Genomic DNA, 16,649 nt, shown 5'->3' with positions numbered 1-16,649 from the left:
GTGCCTGCCGGCTTTTGCGGCGGTGGCCCGGCCCTTCCAAGGATCTGTTACGGAATCCAGAGGTTCACCGGCCGCCCGCAGGGCCCGGGAATCTCCACGGGCCGCCCGTTGTAAAACAAGGCGACGGCGCACTTGTCTTCCAGAAGAATATTGAAACTCTCCACCGCACGGATGGAGATGCGCTCCCCCTGTCTCATGGCATAGGGCTTGGGCTGACTGCCGTCGGCACTCACCTTGACATGGGCCTTTCCGGCCGACAGGATCTCCAGAAGGAGCCCCTCACGGGTCTTTTCGGAGCGCCTTTTCTCTTTCATTTTTTTCTCGGGTATGGTGCGAGCCTCTGAGGGAGGCTCCGCCTGCTCTGATACGCCGGTGTCAGGGGGCGTCAAAAAAAAAAGAGACCCCTAGGACCACAAAGGTCACCAGACAAAGCAGGGCAAAAAGAATCCCCAGGTTCCGTTTCCGGTCCCCGGATCTGCAGAAGCGGACACCCTCCGGAGCCGGAGGGTACGCTTCCAAGTAGAGAGAAACCGCTGTTTCCCCGTCGGCGCCGCACGCCTCTGCCATGGAACGCAGGAAGCTCTTGAGCAGCACATCCTCGGGAAGGGCGCTGCGGTCTCCCGCCTCAATGCTCTCCACCACATGACGGGAGAGCTTGGTTTCGCGGCACACCGTTTCAATGGTGATGCCGTTTTGCAACCGGGTATCCCGAAGGTATTCGTTAAATTGGGGCCGTTCCCGAACCTCATCTTTGTTTTCAGCCATGCGCCCCCTTCCTTCACTGCCGCCGGCCTGCGGTATTACTGAATCACCTTGATATGTGCTTCTTTTTTCAAATCACTGAGCCACTGGGCGAATTTCTTGCCCACGGCGTCCTGGTACAACTGATCGGTAATGGATGCGTGAAGCGCCTCTTCCAGGGGCTTGTTCCCAAGCTCCTTTTTATTGGCGTCGTAGTATTCCTGAACATCTTCGTCGGTGATGACGATTTTTGATTTCACCTCGTAGCTCACCAGACGGTTTCTCAGCAGCTGGTTCCTGATCTCGCTGCGGTAGGTCTCGTAATCCAGGCCCTGGGCTTTGAGCTGGGCCCGTAACGCCTCATCGGTGAACTGGTTGAGGCTCTTGACCCGTTCAATGGCCCGGTCCACTTCCTTTTCGCCGATATGGATATCTTTTTTCGCCACAAGCTGATCGGTAAGTTTTTTCTCCACAAGCTGATTGATCAGATCCTCACGCAGTTTGAACCGCATCTGCATCTCTTTTTCAAGAGGGTAATTCATCTGGCGGATCTTTGCTTCATAGGGGGCCAGCTCTTCGTTCAGGTCCGTAAGGGTCACCACATCATCGTTGACCACGGCCACGATGCGATCGATCACCTCGGCTTTTTTCGCCGCCGCCGTCCCTGCCACAAGACAGGCTGAAACAGCCACGAGCACACACCACACCCATTTTTTACATTGTCCGGTCGTTGACTTAATCATAAATTCGTCCGACTCCGATTAAACACTGCCTCGCCGAATCACCTGAAATAAAAAGCGATTCAACACTTGCAGCCAAAATGCCCCCCATTTCCGCGGGACGTTTTTTCCCACCAAGGAACGCTACGGTCTGCCTTCTTCAAGGATCTTTTCCCACAATTCGCCGTTAACTTCAATTGAATATTTTCCTTGAGCGCTCCGCCGCCAAGCACGATAGGCTGCTTCCATACGTGAACGCCTGACCTGCCTGACCAACCCCTCTTCACTCAATGTCGAGGACGTTCCGCCCTGGACCGCCTGGAAATCAGCATAGGAAAGGAGGCGTTCATTCCTGAATTCCGACGCAAGGACCTGCTCTGCCAGGAGCCGGTTGGCCAGCCGCCGCTTCCAGAGGGCAAAGGAGATCCCGCGATCCGTCAACTCCTTTTCGAAGGCCCCCTCGGGGTACCCTGCCCCGGCATCGGCCACAGCTGCGTCCAGGGCCCCCTCCCGAAGGGTGATGCCCTTTTCGTCGGCAAGGCACAGCAGGAGAAGCTCCTCCTGGAGCTGGTGCAGCACCCCCTTGCGAATGGCCGCCACCTCTTCACCCTTGGAAAGGCTCTCATAGGGATAGCCCTGGAGCGCCAGCTTCAGGGCATCCTGGTAATCCCCTGCGGTCACGGCCCGCCCCCGGCATGACAGCAGGGGTGTTTCCGGGTCCTGACCGGCCCCGCCGGTGCACCCTGTAAAAAGCCCTGAAGCAACAAGGACAGAAAGGACCAGCACCCCCCGCTTAATTGTCTGACGGGTTAACATAGGCCGCCACCTCCTTGAGAATATTCTTGCACTGCGTCAGCAGGCTGCTGTTGGTTCCCTTGGTCAGGGTCGCCCGGAAGAGAAGATCCGGCGTCAGCTCGTAGCGCCCCTCTCCCCTGGCCGTCACCTCCACGATGGCGTGGGGCACCTTCTGGTGAAGATCGGAAAACGACAGGGAGAGCTGAGTGCCGGACAGTTCGAGTTTTTTGACCCCCGCCCTCACCGCCTCGATCCTCAGCATGATCTTTAAAAGGACGTTCATGGCCTCTTCCGGCAATTTGCCGTAACGGTCCACGATCTCACCCTTGATATCGGCGATCTCCCGGAGTTCCCGCATCTTGGCAAGACGCCTGTACAGCACCAGCCGCTGCTCGATGTCCGGGACGTAGTCCTCCGGGAAGAAGGTGGAGAAATTGACGTTGATCTCGGGTTCCAGGGCATGGACCTTGGGCTGTCCCTTGAGTTCGGAGATGGCCTCGTCCATGAGGGTGAGGAACATGTCGTAGCCCACGGCGGCGATGTGCCCGGACTGGGAGGCACCCAGGGCAGCGCCCCCGCCCCTTATCTGAAGATCGCTCATGGCAATCTGGAATCCGGCCCCCAGGTCGGTGTGCTCCATGAGCACCTTCATGCGCTTGGCCGCATCCCGGCTCAAACGGGCCTCCTCGGGTACGAACAGATAGGCAAAGGCCTGCTCGTCCCCGCGGCCGATGCGCCCCCTGAGCTGATAAAGCTGGGAAAGCCCGAACCGGTCGGCCCGGTTCACGATCATGGTGTTGGCCGAAGGGATGTCCAGGCCGGACTCAATGATGGTTGTGGTCACCAGCACGTCGATCTGCTTTTCCACAAAGGCGAACATCACCTTTTCCAGCTCCCGCTCGGTCTGCTGGCCGTGGGCCACCCCAACCCGGGCCGCAGGCACCAGGTCACGAATGCGATCGGCCATGCGCTCGATGGAGGCCACGTTGTTGTGGACAAAGAAAACCTGCCCCTGACGACCCAGCTCACGGGTGATGGCCTCCCCCACAATGGCGTCGTCGTATTCGGCGATATAGCTGATGATGGCCTGCCGCTCTTCAGGGGGCGTGGAGATGACGCTGATGTCCCGCATGCCCGCAAGGGACATGTGGAGGGTCCTGGGGATGGGGGTGGCAGAGAGGGCCAGCACGTCCACGGTGCTCTTGAGCCCCTTGAGTTTTTCTTTATGGCGAACCCCGAACCGCTGCTCCTCATCGATGATCAAAAGGCCCAGGTCCTTGAAGTCGACATCTCCGGAAAAGAGGCGATGGGTCCCGATGACGATGTCCACCTTGCCCTCTGACAGGGACTCGACAATGCGGCGCTGTTCCGCAGCCTTGCGGAAGCGGCTGAGGCTCTCCACGATGACCGGGTAACGATCGAACCGCTCCCGAAACGTCTTAAGGTGCTGCTCGGCCAGGACCGTGGTGGGCACCAGCACCGCCACCTGCTTGCCGTCGGCCACGGCTTTAAAGGCGGCGCGCATGGCCACTTCGGTCTTGCCGTAGCCCACGTCCCCGCAGACCAGGCGGTCCATGGAGTTCTCTTTCTCCATGTCGTCCAGGACATCGTCGATGGCCCGGAGCTGATCCCGGGTCTCTTCGTAGGGAAAGGAGGCCTGGAACTCGTTGAAGTAGGCATCGGAGGCGGAAAACTTGAATCCTTTTTTCACCTTTCGCTCGGCGTAGAGCTTGAGAAGCTCGCCGGCCATCTTCTCCACCTCTTTCTTGGCCTTGGCCTTGACCTTGTCCCAGGACTTGCCCCCCATGCGGTCCAAAAGGGGCTTGTGCCCTTCGACACCCACGTACTTCTGGATCATCCCCATGCGGTCCACGGGCAGGTAGAAGCGGTCATCGTCCTTGTATTCGATGGCCAGGTAGTCGCTGGTAATCCGCCCCACCACGATCTTGGTCAACCCGACATAACGGCCGATACCGTGTTCGTCGTGGACCACGAGGTCCCCTTCCTTCAACTCGCCCAGGGAGAGGAGCTCGTCCCGGGCCCGCCGCTTGGCACTGCGCACCACCCGCCGCTTGGCTCCGAAGATCTCGTCCTCGGTGATGACGGCCAGGCCCGCGTCGGCCCAGAAAAAGCCGGTGGACAGATGCCCCACGGCAATGCGAAGGGCGCCTCCGCGGGGGGTCGCCTCCCGGTTGTACGTTCCCACGGGCGGCTCAATGCCGTAGGGTTTCAACAGCTCCAGGAGTCGTTCCACCTGGGGCTCACGACTGCAGAGGATCCAGGTGAGATGCCCTTCCCGGCGAAGGGACTCCAGGCGGTCCACCAGGGGCTGCAAGGGAGACTCGTCCCGTGTGTGGCGGGTCTTGAGTTCAGCGGTGAGGGCGCTGTGATCGGAAATGGCAAGGGGAAGGCTTCCACCGGCATCCATGGACTCGGTGGCCACCATGGCGTACTCCAATACCCGACACGCCTTGAGGTGGGTTTCCAGTTCTTCCTTCCCCAGAAACAGCTGCTCCGGCTCAACGGTGAGGCGATTCCCCTTCTGCGCCAGCTCGTAGTTGCCCGCCACCCTCTGGAGAAAGGTATCCCTGCTCCTGCGCAGGCCGTCCGGGTCCGGGATCACCATCAGGGCATTGGAGGGCAGGTAATCCATAAACGTATCCAGGGACGGGTAGACCAGGGAGAGGAGACTCTCCACCGTGGCACCCCCCTCTTCCTCTTTGACGCGGCCCACCAGGTCCTTCACCTCGTCGAGGGGGACGCCCGCGGCTGCGGCGGCACGGCGAATGCGCCCGACCACCTCTTCCAGTTTTTCGCGGCGCAGGATGGTCTCCCTGGCGGGAAGGAGGACCGCCTCCATGAGAGAGCCCTTTCGCCTCTGGTTGGTGGCGGAAAACAGACGAATGGAGTCCACCACATCACCAAAAAACTCCACGCGCACCGGGTCGTCATGGTAAGGTGAGAAGAAATCGACGATGCCCCCCCGAACGGAAAAATCCCCGGGCTCCTCCACAATGGAGGTGCGGACATAGCCCCCTGCCACCAGGTTTGAGATGAGTTCCCCGCGATCCACCTCCTCGTTGACCATGAGGAGATCGGCGTAGGCGTTCATCTCCTCCTTGGGGATCAGCCGCTGCATCAGGGTGTCCACGGTGGTCACCACGATCTTGGGCATGCGGCCTTCCAGCATGGCATAAAGGGTCCGGATCCTCTTGGCGGAAGTCTCCGCGTGATAGGACACCGATTTGTAGGGCAGAATATTATAAGGGGGGAACAGGGCGGCCACGTCGTCTGTGGGCACCCCGGCAAACAGGGAGAGGTCCCCCAGAAAAAGGTCCACGTCCTTTGTGGTGGGAAGGACCACCACAAGGGGGCCCGGGACCAGCCGGGAGATGGTGTCCGTGACCAGGGCTTTTTCAGACCCGGCCAGCCCGGCGATGACGGAGGAGGTCCCTTTGCCCTGAAGTTGCGCCAGGAAGGGACGCAGGATGTTTTCCACTTGATTTTGAGCCATATTCACTGTACGGAAACATTACGGTTTGAAGACGAAAAGCGCTTGCCGGCACAACACTACCCCAAAACGCCACAGCCGATGGGACGCACCGATGCCGGTTCTCTCCCCCCTTCAGTCTTATTAGAGAAAAGCGAAGATAAAAACTAAAAAAGAAGCATCCGGCAGGATGCGTGCACAGAGCCTACAGGAAATACCCCGAGACAACAACACCCTTTTGTATGACCGCCCCCAGGTTAAACCACACCGGGGGATAGAGTAGCGCACCCGATAACACCGGGTGACGACAGGGCAAGCCAGTGTTTTTACCTCAACTTATCTAAAACGGATGAGGACCATCCGAACCGGGAGATCACCATGCATATCACTGTCATCGGTACAGGCTACGTAGGCCTGGTCACCGGCGCCTGCTTTTCTGAGATGGGGAACAACGTCACCTGCGTGGACGTTGACAAGACCAAGATCGACAACCTCAACCAAGGGGTCCTTCCCATCTATGAGCCGGGTCTCGAAGGTCTGGTGACCAGTAACAGCAAACTCGGGCTTCTCAACTTCACCACGGACCTGGCCGAGGCCATGTCCCACTCCGACCTCTTTTTTATCGCCGTGGGAACCCCGCCGGGGGAAGACGGGTCTGCCGATCTCCGCTACGTCCTGGCCGTGGCCCGGGAGATCGGGCAGCACCTCAACCGGTACGGTGTCATCGTGGACAAATCCACGGTTCCGGTGGGCACGGCGGACAAGGTCCGTGAAGTCGTTCAGGAGGAGCTGGACAAACGCGGGGTCTCAGTAGAATTCGACGTGGTGAGCAACCCCGAGTTCCTCAAGGAAGGAGCGGCTGTGGGGGACTTCATGCGCCCCGACCGGGTGGTGATCGGCACGGACTCCCCCCGTTCCGAAGCCATCATGAAGACCCTCTATGCCCCCTTCTCCCGGATCCATGACAAAATCGTCTCCATGGGAATCCGGGACGCGGAGATGACCAAATACGCAGCCAACTCCCTTCTGGCCACCAAGATCTCCTTTATGAACGAGATCGCCTTCATGTGCGAAAAACTGGGCGTGGATGTGGAGAGTGTCCGCAAGGGCATCGGCTCGGACAGCCGCATCGGCTACAGCTTTATCTACGCCGGGTGCGGCTACGGCGGGTCCTGTTTCCCCAAGGATGTCCAGGCCCTGATCCGCTCCGCCGGAGAGGTGGGCTTTACGCCCCTGATCCTCAAGGCGGTGGAGACACGAAACGCCTTTCAGAAAAAACGCCTCTTTGAAAAGGTGGTGGAACACTTTGGGGAGGACCTGAGCGGACGCCGCTTCGGCATCTGGGGCCTTGCCTTCAAACCCGGCACCGACGACATGCGGGAGGCCCCTTCTGTGGTGGTCATCGAGCAACTGATCGCCGCAGGAGCCACGGTGACGGCCTACGATCCCGTGGCCATGGAAGAGGCCGAACAGTGCCTGGCCGGCCACCTGCAAAACGGCAGCCTCATCTTAGCGGACCACCAGTACGACGCGGTCAAGGATGTGGACGCCATGCTCCTGGTCACCGAGTGGAAGCCCTTTCGCCAGCCGGACTTTGAGGCCATGAAGCGCCTCATGGCTCAGCCCGTTATCTTTGACGGCCGAAACCAGTATAGCCCTGAGCAACTCAAAACAGAAGGCTTTCACTACGAAGGCATCGGTCGCTAAAGGGACAAACAAAAAGAGCGGGTTCGCTGTTTACCAGCGCACCCGCCCTTAAAAACCATACCCCTGCAAGGCTCGTTACTGCCCGGTGAGACCTTTTCGATTGATGCTCTTGGGGCCATCTTCCACGTATTTTGCCCCGCCCACGTATCGCCGGAGCCTCATCTGGGTCACATCAAACCGCTCCACCCGGTTGGCCATCTGGGATTCGCAGATTTTTCGCATGACGCTCTTGATGCGCTTGGGGGTATCGATCTGATCCGGGCGTCTCTGGGTCAAGACGATGCGCATGCCGTACTCCACCTGGGACAGCTTTTTTTTCAACTCTTCCAAGCCTTTCTCGCTTTTCATGACCACCGTCACGTCAAAGGTGAGAATGGAATGATCGTTCAACAGGGTCTCGAAGTGCACGGGGTGACTGTACTCCTGTGAGGAGCAGGCAGTACAGGCAAATAGCAGCAGGATCAACCCCAATTTTTTACATGTCATAACACCATCCGTATCAGAAAAAATGACCACTCCGCAAAGACGCCCCACCACCCGTATAACCAATAATAACCGGGCCCACCAAACCAGAAGACACCCGTGACGCTACCGCAGAAACAAGGACCCGAATCGTCGTCTATTAGTCAAACAACATCCCGGGTGAAGTACTGAACTTTGGAGGAAAGGGTTGCATGTTTGATTGAAAATTGCAAACGTTCTGTTTGACGGAGAGATAACGCCTTTGGTAAAATTTTGATTTATCGGTCAATTACACCACACACACGGTTTTCATCCCTCTCCCCGGCCCGTTTCCGTCGGTTGAAAACCGGTCTGGAGGCTTCTGATGACCCCTGCCACCGTGCTCTTCGAAGCCCGGGACAACACCGGCATCCTGCGTCTCAACAGGCCCCACCGCATGAACGCCGTCATTGAACGCATGTACGAAGAGCTGGGGTCTGTCCTGGACTCTCTCTCTTCAGACCTCGCCATCCGGGCCCTGATCATCACCGGTGCCCCCCCCGTAACAGACACGTCACTCCCCCGCCCCCCCAAAGAGGCCTTCTGCGCAGGGGCGGACCTCAAGCACCACGCCGACGGGCAGCGAACCGCCGAAGAAAAAAAAGCCTACATTGAACTGGCCCATGCCACCTGCCTCAAACTCCGAACCCTTCCCCTGCCCGTTATCGCGGCGGTCAACGGACCGGCCAGGGGGGCAGGCACCGAGCTGGCCCTTAACTGCGATTTCGTCATCATGGCCGACACAGCCACCCTGGGGTTTCCCGAAACCGGCCTCGGCACCATGGTGGGGGGCGGTGTCACCCGCCACCTGGAGCGCATCGTGGGCCTGGCGCGGGCCCGGGAGCTTATTTACACGGGACGAATCCTGACGGGCCCCGAGGCCGTGGAGACCGGCCTGGCCCTTGCCAGCGTCCCACGGGATCACCTGATGGAAGAGGCCCTGGCCCTTGCCTCACGCATGGCCGACAAAGCGCCCCTTTCCATGGCCCTTGCCAAATCCCTCATGGAACGGGCCCCCGCCCTCACCCTGGAAGAGACCTACGACGAAGAGACCAAGGCCATCATTGCCTGCATGAAAAGCCGGGACTGGCAGGAGGGCATTGACGCCTTTAAAGAGAAGCGCCGACCCATATTCAAGGGGGTGTAGCCATGGAAGACCTTCATCGCATACTCAACGCAGACTCCGTGGCCGTCATCGGCGCGTCGCGGGATGAGACCAAACGGGGCTACCAGGCCGTGGCCACCTTGAAAAAGAGCGGGTTCGAAGGGGGCATCTACCCGGTCAACCCACGGGAACGCCGCGTCCTCGGCCTGAGATGCTACGCCGATGTGGAGGAGATCAAAGAGCCGGTGGACCTGGCCCTCATCACCACACCCGCCTCTACGGTCCCGGGCCTCCTGGCCCAATGCGGCCGCAAGGGCATTGCAGGTGCCGTCATCATTGCAGGGGGCTTCGGCGAGATGGGCCCCCAGGGCAAACACCTGGAAGACGAAATCCTGGAGACAGCCCGAGCTCACAAGGTGCGACTGGTGGGGCCCAACACCTCGGGCATCATCAACATGTGGACGGGACTCAATCTGGTGGGACTCTCCAACGTCCCCAAAGGCGACATCGCCCTGCTTACCCAGAGCGGCAACATCGCCCTTCACCTCATCACCGAGGCCACCCTGCGAAGCCACAAGGGCTTTTCCTATTATGTGGGGGTGGGCAATGAGTCGGACATCCATTTCGACGAATACCTGGAATTTTTCCGACACGACGAGAAGACCAAGGCCATCCTCATCTATGTGGAGGGGCTGCGGGACGGCCGCACCTTTCTCCAGCAGGTCTACAAAACCTCCCGCCAGAAACCCATCATCCTGCTGAAAAGCGGCCGGACCTCCACGGGGCAAAAATCAGCGGGGTCCCATACCGGGGCGCTGGCAGGAATCTCCGAGGTGGCCCGCACCTCCTTTGAGCGGGCGGGAATCATCAACATCGAACACCCGGACCAGCTCTTTCCCGTGGCCGAGACCCTCTCCAGCCTGCCGCACATCCGCAACAGAAAGGTAGCCATCCTGGCCGACGGGGGCGGGCACGCTACCATCGCCTCGGACCTCCTCACCGATCTGGGCCTTGAAATCCCCACCCTGTCGGAGCGATCCCAGGCCAAACTGCGAGAGATCCTGCCCCACAATGCCTCGGTATCCAATCCGGTGGATGTTGCCGGGGGCAGTGACGCCAACCCCGAAATCTTTGCCCGCTGCGCCAGGATCATCTTAAACGACGCCAACGTGGGCGGTCTTCTCATTGCCGGGCTCTTCGGGGGCTACGCCATCCGGTTTGCCGAAAAGCTCCGGTTCCTGGAAGAGGACGCAGCCCACCAGATGGGCAAACTGGTCCAGAGATCGGGCAAGCCCATTGTCCTGCAAAGCCTCTACAATTCGGTGAAGCCCCACTCCCTGGAGCTCCTGCGCTACTACGGCATCCCGGTGTACGAATCCCTGGACATCGCCACACGGTGCGTGGGAGCCCTCTCCCGCTACGGCCAGTACATCTCCGCCTACAAATACAAGACCACCTTTGAATTCAACTGGGGGGCCAAGGCGAAAAAAAAGGCCGTCAAGCTCATCCACAACGCCCGTGCCGAGGGCCGCCGCTATCTCTTTGAACACGAAGCCAAGGAGATCCTGCGCAGCCACGGTGCTCCGGCCATGCGGGAACACCTGGCCAAAACCGCAGACGACGCCGTGCGCCTGGCCGAGGAGATCGGCGGGGCCGTGGTGCTGAAAATCGTCTCACCGGATATCCTCCACAAAAGTGACGCCGGCGGGGTGCGCCTCAACCTGGAAAACGAAGACCAGATTCGCAACGCCTTCCACCGCATCATCGACAACGCACGGGAGTACAAGCCCGACGCCGTCATCAAAGGGTGCCTGGTGGCCAGCATGAAGAAAAAGGGGGTGGAGGTAATCATCGGCACCAAAATCGACCGACAGTTCGGCCCGGTGGTGATGTTCGGCATCGGGGGGATCCTGGTGGAGGTGGTGCGGGATGTCTCCTTCCGGGTGCTGCCCCTCTCCCGCACCGCTGCCTCGCGCATGATCGACGAAATTAAATCCGCCCCGATCCTCAACGGATTCAGAGGATCTCCCGCCCTGGACAAGCAGGCCCTCAGCCAGCTCCTGCTCACCGTCTCGGAGGTGATAGAATCCTACCCGGATATCCAGGAGATGGACCTGAACCCCGTCATCGTCCATGACCAGGGCATCGACATCGCTGACGCCCGTATGATACTGAAAAAAGAGCCCGTGGTCCCCAAGGGATAGGGCTGACAGCACCCCCTATGGTCCCCAAACCAGGAGAACCGCCATGACGGAACCGTCCCCCTTTGACCGCCCGGAATTTCTGAGCCTTCTGTTTCATCCCCGCCCCGGCCTGCCCGTCCTTGAAGAGTCGGACCGCTGCTTTGATCTTTTTATCCCCTCCCATGACGGAGAACGCCTCGCCGTCCGCTGCCACCTGACGGACAAGGCGCTCCCCACCCTCCTCTTCTTCCACGGCAACGGAGAGGTGGCCTCGGATTACGATGAGGCAGCCGCCCACCTCACCGGGTGCGGATTCAATCTGGTTATCGCAGAATACCGAGGCTACGGCCTCTCCCGGGGCGAACCGTCCGTGGCCCATATGCTGGCCGACGCCAGGGCAACTTTTGCCTTTGTAAAGCCATGGCTCATCAAAAAAGGGTACACAGGCCCCATGGTGGCCATGGGACGATCCCTGGGCAGCGCCCCGGCCATGGAACTGGCCGCGGCCTTTCCCGACACGATCCGTGCCCTGGTCATCGAAAGCGGCTTTGCCCGCCTCGGCCCCCTGCTGCGTACCATCGGCCTGCCCCATTGGGTGGAGCTGCCCGATGAATCCGAAGGCCCCGCCAACCTGGCCAAGATCAGCACCTACCCAGGGCCGCTGCTCATCATCCATGCCCACGAAGACAGCATCATCCCCTTCCACGAAGGGGAAGACCTCTTTGCGGCCTCGCCTTCCTCGGAAAAACAGTTCTTAGGGATCCGGCACGCCGGGCACAACGACATCTTCTACGTGGGATTCCGCGACTACCTGGAGAGCCTGGCCCGCCTCTCTCGTCGCCTCATGACCTGACCCAGCCCCCCAGGTTTGCCTCCGGCGGCCCTGGGGGCCAAACGTTTAAAAAGTTAGACAAACAGGTTTTATTTTTTGTGGATTCATCCCCACAGGGCATAGCCCCTCTTCTTTATTAATTACCGGAACGTTTTTGCGGAGCTTTTTTCAAAAAGCGACCCGCCGGAGGCAACTGGATTTTTAAATGCGCTGCCCCTGCCCCCTTCGTTTCCCTTGGGATGAAGGGTTCATTGAGAATGACCGGAAACGGCAAACCCCGAGGTCAGCTCGCCGAGGGTCCTGGAAAGCCCCTCAAGCACCCGGGCGCTCTGCGCCACATTGCCGCTGCTTGCCGTTATCTGTTCGGAAAGGGCCTTGTTGCCGTGAACCGCATCCCCCATGTCACCTGCGACGCCCGTGGTGACGGCCACGGCCCGAGCGCCCTCGGCCAGGTCGTCGGTGGCTTTTTTCAGGTACCTGGAGACCTCCTGCCCGTTCGCTGTCTGGCAGGCCACGGCGTTGTCGATCCCCTGAATGCGGGACCGAATCAGGCCGATCTGAAGGGTGGCCTCCTCCATGGACGTCACCGTGGAGCAGACCGCCTCCTGAATCCGGGTTATTTTCTCACCGATCTCACGTGTGGAGACCGCTGTCTGGGCGGCAAGGCCCTTGATCTCACCTGCCACCACGGCAAATCCCCTGCCTGCGTCACCTGCACGGGCCGCCTCGATGGTGGCGTTGAGGGCTAGCAGGTGTGTCTGGTCGGAAATATCGTTGATGGTTTCTGTAATCTCGCCGATGGCCGTTGCACCTTCACCCAGACGTTGGGCCTCCCGCACCGCATCTCCCATGCGCCCGGCCGCAGTTTCTGCCTCCTGCCGGGCCTCTGCTGTCTCTTCGGAGATCCCGCCAATGGCTTCGGCCATGCCCTCAACCGATTTGAAAACAGAAAGACCGTCCCGACGTGCCCCGTCCATAACCTCCCCCACCAACCGCATCTCCCTGTCCAAGGTAGCAGAGACATCACTGAGCAGAAGGGAGTGACCGCTCGCTGAGGCCGCATCCCGGGCCATGCATCCGGACAGCCGGATCAACCCTTCCGAGGCGCCGCCAAGGTGCTCTGCATTGTCCGCAATGGAGGCAAACACATGCTGGAACCGGTCCATGATGGCGTTGACATGCCCCACAAGCCCCCCCACCTCGTCCCGGGTCGTGGCAGAAAGCCGGGTGGTCAGGTCCGCCTCGCCCGAGGCCAGCCCTTCAAGGGTCTGGGTCACCTGCAGCAGGGGGCGCACCAGTCGCCGCGAAAGCCACCCGCTCACAAGCCCGGTGACCAGAAGGCACGCGGCCGCCGATAGCAGGAGCCCCATAAGTTGCTGCCGCAGGGCCGCGGCCACCCCCGCCTCCTTTTCCCGGACCATGGCATCAATTTCATCCAGGTAAATCCCGGTGTGCAGGACCCACCCCCAGGGTTCGTAGAGCCTGACATAGGAGAGTTTTCGTACCTGTGCACCCGTAACCGGATGGAGCCAGGTGTGCTCGATGAACCCCTCGCCCCGGCTTTGGAGCAGCGCCTCGGTCTTCTCCCGAAACGCCGACCACAAGGGGTCACCCATCTCCTCGATCTGCTTGAGCTCCAAGGAGGTATCCGAAGGATGCATCATGACCATGCCGCTGCGGTCCATGATACCGAAGCTCTCTATCCCTTCGTTGCCGAACCGCGTTGCCGAAAGGGCCCGCAGGGCATCTTCGTAAAAATTGGCGGTCTCAAAAATCGAAAGGGCAGACAGGACAAGGTCCTGGATCCGCCCTTTGCGCTCTTCCAGCATCTGCAGCCGGAACGATGCCATCTCCGTGCGACTGCGCTCCCTGAGGGACGCAGTCGTGATCAGCACCGTGACCACGGCAAACACCGTCAGGCACACCGTCACCAGCGCGAGGTTCTTCTTTGCAATACTCACCACATCCTCCTTCACCGACCCGTTCAAAAAAATCCCGTTGTCTCCCAATGCGTTCAAGGTTGAAGAACGGTATACGGAGCCCGTGTGAGGATTTTGCAAGGGCCGTGTGAGGCTATGGTGAGGATCCCCGTCGTTAAAGGCGTTCAGGGGCTTTGGGTCAAAGGGTTTTCAGCCGGAGAAACGTCAGGAACCGCTCCCATGACCTCCGGTCCGCTTCGGGCCGGTACCGCTTGCTGTCAAACACGGTAAAGGCATGGGGTGCGCCCCCGTAGGTCACCATCTCATGGGCAACACCGGCCCCTTCAAGGCTCTCCGCCAATTCGGCAAAGGAGTCCATGGGGATGGCGTCATCGGCGGTGCCGTGCATCACGAGGATCTCTCCTTTGACCCGGCTGTAATCCTGTCCCTCAGGGGTGGAGAGCCCTCCATGAAACAGAACAAACCCCTTGAGATCTGCACCGGAGCGCGCCAGTTCCAGAACCGCGGCACCCCCAAAGCAGTATCCTGCCGCCACCGCGTTTCCGGTGTTCGCCCCCAGGGAAGCGGCTTTATCCAAAGCCCCGTTCATGAGAGCCCGCATTTTACCCCGGTCTTTGTAGAGCTCGCCGGTGTGCTCCCTTCGATCCTGCACCTTGGTGGGACGGATCCCCGCCCCAAAAAGGTCCGCCGCAAAGACGGCATACCCCTCCTCTGCCAGCATGCGGGCACGGGTCACCTCATACGCAGTCAACCCGTCCCAGTCGTGGAGCAGCAGAACAAGGGGGGCGCCTTTTTCCGGTGATACATAATACCCTTCGTAATCCTGCCCGTTCACCTGGTAGCGAACCGACTTCCCGCTGTCGGCAAATGCCGATGCAGAGACCACGAGGGCCGCAAACACACACACAAGGTAACGCATCATTCGCGCCTCCAATTTACCCCCGACAAAATACCAGGGACTTTTAAGCCATGAGACCGTTGGGTTAACCAAGAACCGCCTCCACCAGAAAAGGGCCCGGCTCTTTCAGGGCTGTTTGCAGGGCAGCCACGAACGCTTCGGCGGTTCGAACCGACAGGGCGGGCACCCCGAACCCACGGGCAATCTCCGTCCAGCCGATGTCGGGTCGCGACAGGTCCGTCAGGCTCTGGGTCATGGGTCCTGGATCGGTGTTGCCCGCCCGGGCCACCTCCAGCTTAAGGATGTCGTAACTCTTGTTGGAGCAGATGACGGTTTTGATGTTGAGATTCTCCCGGGCCTGGGTCCAGAGCCCCTGGACGGTGAACAGGGCGCTCCCGTCTGCCTGGAGGGTCAGGACGGGACGATCCGGGCAGGCCAGGGCCGCGCCGATGGCCATGGGGATGCCACAGCCGATGGCGCCTCCGGTGATGGTGAGGGTGGTGTGGGGGGAGACGTTTGCCGCCAGGGGATGGTAGAAGAAACCCGAGGTGATCCCCTCGTCCACCACCACCGCCTCTTCGGGCTGAAGGGCAGCAAAGGCCTGTCCCAGGGTTTCCAGGGTCAACGGCCCCTTGGGAAGATCCGGCAGGCGGTACTCGGGCACAGGACACAGGGGGGAATCCGCGGAGAGGCCCAGGGCATCGGCCAGGTCCTGGAGAGCGCGGCCCACATCCGCTTCTGGTTTGCAAAGCGTGCTCTCCCGGGCTTCCTCCACCAGGCGACCGCTCACCCCCGGGTACCCGAAAAAGCCCACGGGAGAGGGAGCCCCCACCAGCACCACCAGATCATAGGGCGCCAGCGCATCCCGTGCCGATTCCGGGAAATACGGGAGCCGTATGGGGCTGGGCATGCCCGCCCCCCGTTCGATGCGGGCGGCAAAGGTTTCATGGAATAGATCCGCCCCGCAGGCTTCGGCCACCTGACCTGCCAGGCGCAGCCCCTCACCACCCAGGGCCTGGCCCCCCAGAAGGAGGGCTGGTTTTGCTGCGCGGTTCAGGGTACGGGCAACAGCCGCAACGGTCTCCAGCGGCACGGTCTCCCGCCTTGCCGCGGACAGCACGGACAGGTCCCCTTCCACCTCCGCGGACTGAAGGTCATGGGCAAAAACAAGGTGGGAGATGAGCCCGCGGGTGGCTGCCCCGTAGCATTCGGCAAAGGCCGTGCCCGCATCCGCGGCTTCGAGCACGGTGCGCACATGGCCCGGAAGGGCGGCGGCCAGGGCCTCGATGGGCATGGCAAGAGGCGGATCAAAGGGTCTGTGGGTTGTGGTGTGTTCGCCGATAATATTGATGACGGGACTTCGTGCCCGCCGGGCGTTATGCAGGTTGGCCATGCCGTTGGCGTATCCCGGGCCCAGGTGCAGCACGGTGAGGCCCGGCACCCCGGCCATGCGCGCATACCCGTCGGCAGCACCGGTGGCCACGCCCTCAAAGGGGCAGAGGACCGGCCTCACCCCCTTTACCCGATCAAAGGCCTCCACCAGGGGCATCTCCGTGGTGCCCGGGTTCACAAAGCTGTAGCGTATCCCTGCGGCTCCCGCCGCGCTGAAGACAAGGTCTGCGGCTCGCATGGTCCCTCCCGTGGGTATGGGTTCTTCCGTCAACAGGTTTCCCCTTCAACAGGTCCTTCAGGGAAGATAAGCATACATCCCGGAATAACAATGCAATCCTGCGATGCG

The 16,649-nt window shown here is 60.6% G+C and carries 13 protein-coding genes; 4 read left to right on the top strand and 9 right to left on the bottom strand.

The annotated features are described in order from the left end of the window. Window positions 1-47 precede the first annotated feature (47 nt). From ACOYW0_RS23795 to mfd, 5 genes are all read right to left on the bottom strand, one after another. Window positions 48-314, bottom strand: a complete 267-nt coding sequence (locus tag ACOYW0_RS23795; RefSeq protein WP_180144811.1) for a RodZ domain-containing protein — start codon at window positions 312-314, stop codon at window positions 48-50. Window positions 315-375: 61 nt separating this feature from the next. Then, window positions 376-765, bottom strand: coding sequence for a helix-turn-helix domain-containing protein (locus tag ACOYW0_RS23790; protein WP_482416217.1), 390 nt, complete (start codon window positions 763-765; stop codon window positions 376-378). Between the two features lie 35 nt (window positions 766-800). Then, the gene (locus tag ACOYW0_RS23785; RefSeq protein WP_482416216.1) at window positions 801-1,484 is read right to left on the bottom strand and encodes a SurA N-terminal domain-containing protein; all 684 of its coding nucleotides are present in this window, start codon (window positions 1,482-1,484) and stop codon (window positions 801-803) included. A gap of 120 nt (window positions 1,485-1,604) precedes the next feature. Then, on the bottom strand, window positions 1,605-2,276 hold the full coding sequence (locus ACOYW0_RS23780; protein WP_482416215.1) for a hypothetical protein: 672 nt from the start codon (window positions 2,274-2,276) through the stop codon (window positions 1,605-1,607). Further along, window positions 2,254-5,769 (bottom strand): transcription-repair coupling factor, encoded by a 3,516-nt coding sequence (mfd, locus tag ACOYW0_RS23775; protein ID WP_482416214.1) that lies wholly within the window; start codon window positions 5,767-5,769, stop codon window positions 2,254-2,256. Before mfd ends, ACOYW0_RS23780 begins: the two co-directional genes overlap by 23 nt. 354 nt (window positions 5,770-6,123) lie before the next feature. Here mfd and ACOYW0_RS23770 point away from each other — a divergent pair, with 354 nt between their 5' ends. Then, entirely contained in the window at window positions 6,124-7,452 is a 1,329-nt protein-coding gene (locus ACOYW0_RS23770; protein ID WP_482416213.1) for a UDP-glucose dehydrogenase family protein, read from the top strand. Between the two features lie 75 nt (window positions 7,453-7,527). Here the strand turns inward: ACOYW0_RS23770 and ACOYW0_RS23765 are convergent, their stop codons facing one another. Beyond that, window positions 7,528-7,938, bottom strand: a complete 411-nt coding sequence (locus tag ACOYW0_RS23765; protein ID WP_482416212.1) for a hypothetical protein — start codon at window positions 7,936-7,938, stop codon at window positions 7,528-7,530. A 340-nt stretch (window positions 7,939-8,278) separates the two neighbouring features. On the opposite strand from ACOYW0_RS23765, the gene ACOYW0_RS23760 reads away from it, so the two are divergent. The 3 genes from ACOYW0_RS23760 to ACOYW0_RS23750 are packed head-to-tail and all read left to right on the top strand — an operon-like array spanning window position 8,279 to window position 12,094. Beyond that, window positions 8,279-9,100 carry an enoyl-CoA hydratase/isomerase family protein gene (locus ACOYW0_RS23760; RefSeq protein WP_482416211.1) on the top strand — a complete coding sequence of 274 codons (822 nt, stop codon included), beginning with the start codon at window positions 8,279-8,281 and terminating at the stop codon, window positions 9,098-9,100. 2 nt (window positions 9,101-9,102) lie between these two features. Further along, window positions 9,103-11,262 carry an acetate--CoA ligase family protein gene (locus tag ACOYW0_RS23755; RefSeq protein ID WP_482416210.1) on the top strand — a complete coding sequence of 720 codons (2,160 nt, stop codon included), beginning with the start codon at window positions 9,103-9,105 and terminating at the stop codon, window positions 11,260-11,262. Window positions 11,263-11,305: 43 nt separating this feature from the next. Continuing rightward, the gene (locus ACOYW0_RS23750) at window positions 11,306-12,094 is read left to right on the top strand and encodes an alpha/beta hydrolase (protein WP_482416209.1); all 789 of its coding nucleotides are present in this window, start codon (window positions 11,306-11,308) and stop codon (window positions 12,092-12,094) included. Between the two features lie 227 nt (window positions 12,095-12,321). On the opposite strand, the gene ACOYW0_RS23745 is transcribed toward ACOYW0_RS23750, so the two are convergent. The 3 genes from ACOYW0_RS23745 to ACOYW0_RS23735 all read right to left on the bottom strand — a co-directional run bounded on the left by ACOYW0_RS23745 (window position 12,322) and on the right by ACOYW0_RS23735 (window position 16,541). Further along, window positions 12,322-14,034: a methyl-accepting chemotaxis protein gene (locus tag ACOYW0_RS23745; protein WP_482416208.1), complete on the bottom strand. Its 1,713-nt coding sequence runs from the start codon at window positions 14,032-14,034 to the stop codon at window positions 12,322-12,324. A 157-nt stretch (window positions 14,035-14,191) separates the two neighbouring features. Beyond that, on the bottom strand, window positions 14,192-14,935 hold the full coding sequence (locus ACOYW0_RS23740; protein WP_482416207.1) for a dienelactone hydrolase family protein: 744 nt from the start codon (window positions 14,933-14,935) through the stop codon (window positions 14,192-14,194). 61 nt (window positions 14,936-14,996) lie between these two features. Further along, window positions 14,997-16,541, bottom strand: coding sequence for an acetolactate synthase large subunit (locus ACOYW0_RS23735; protein ID WP_482416206.1), 1,545 nt, complete (start codon window positions 16,539-16,541; stop codon window positions 14,997-14,999). Window positions 16,542-16,649: the final 108 nt, after the last annotated feature.

The organism is Desulfoluna sp. HI9BLuna (assembly GCF_056829775.1).
The sequence above is the reverse complement of the archived record's forward strand: the minus strand, read 5'-3'. Positions and strand labels throughout refer to the sequence as shown.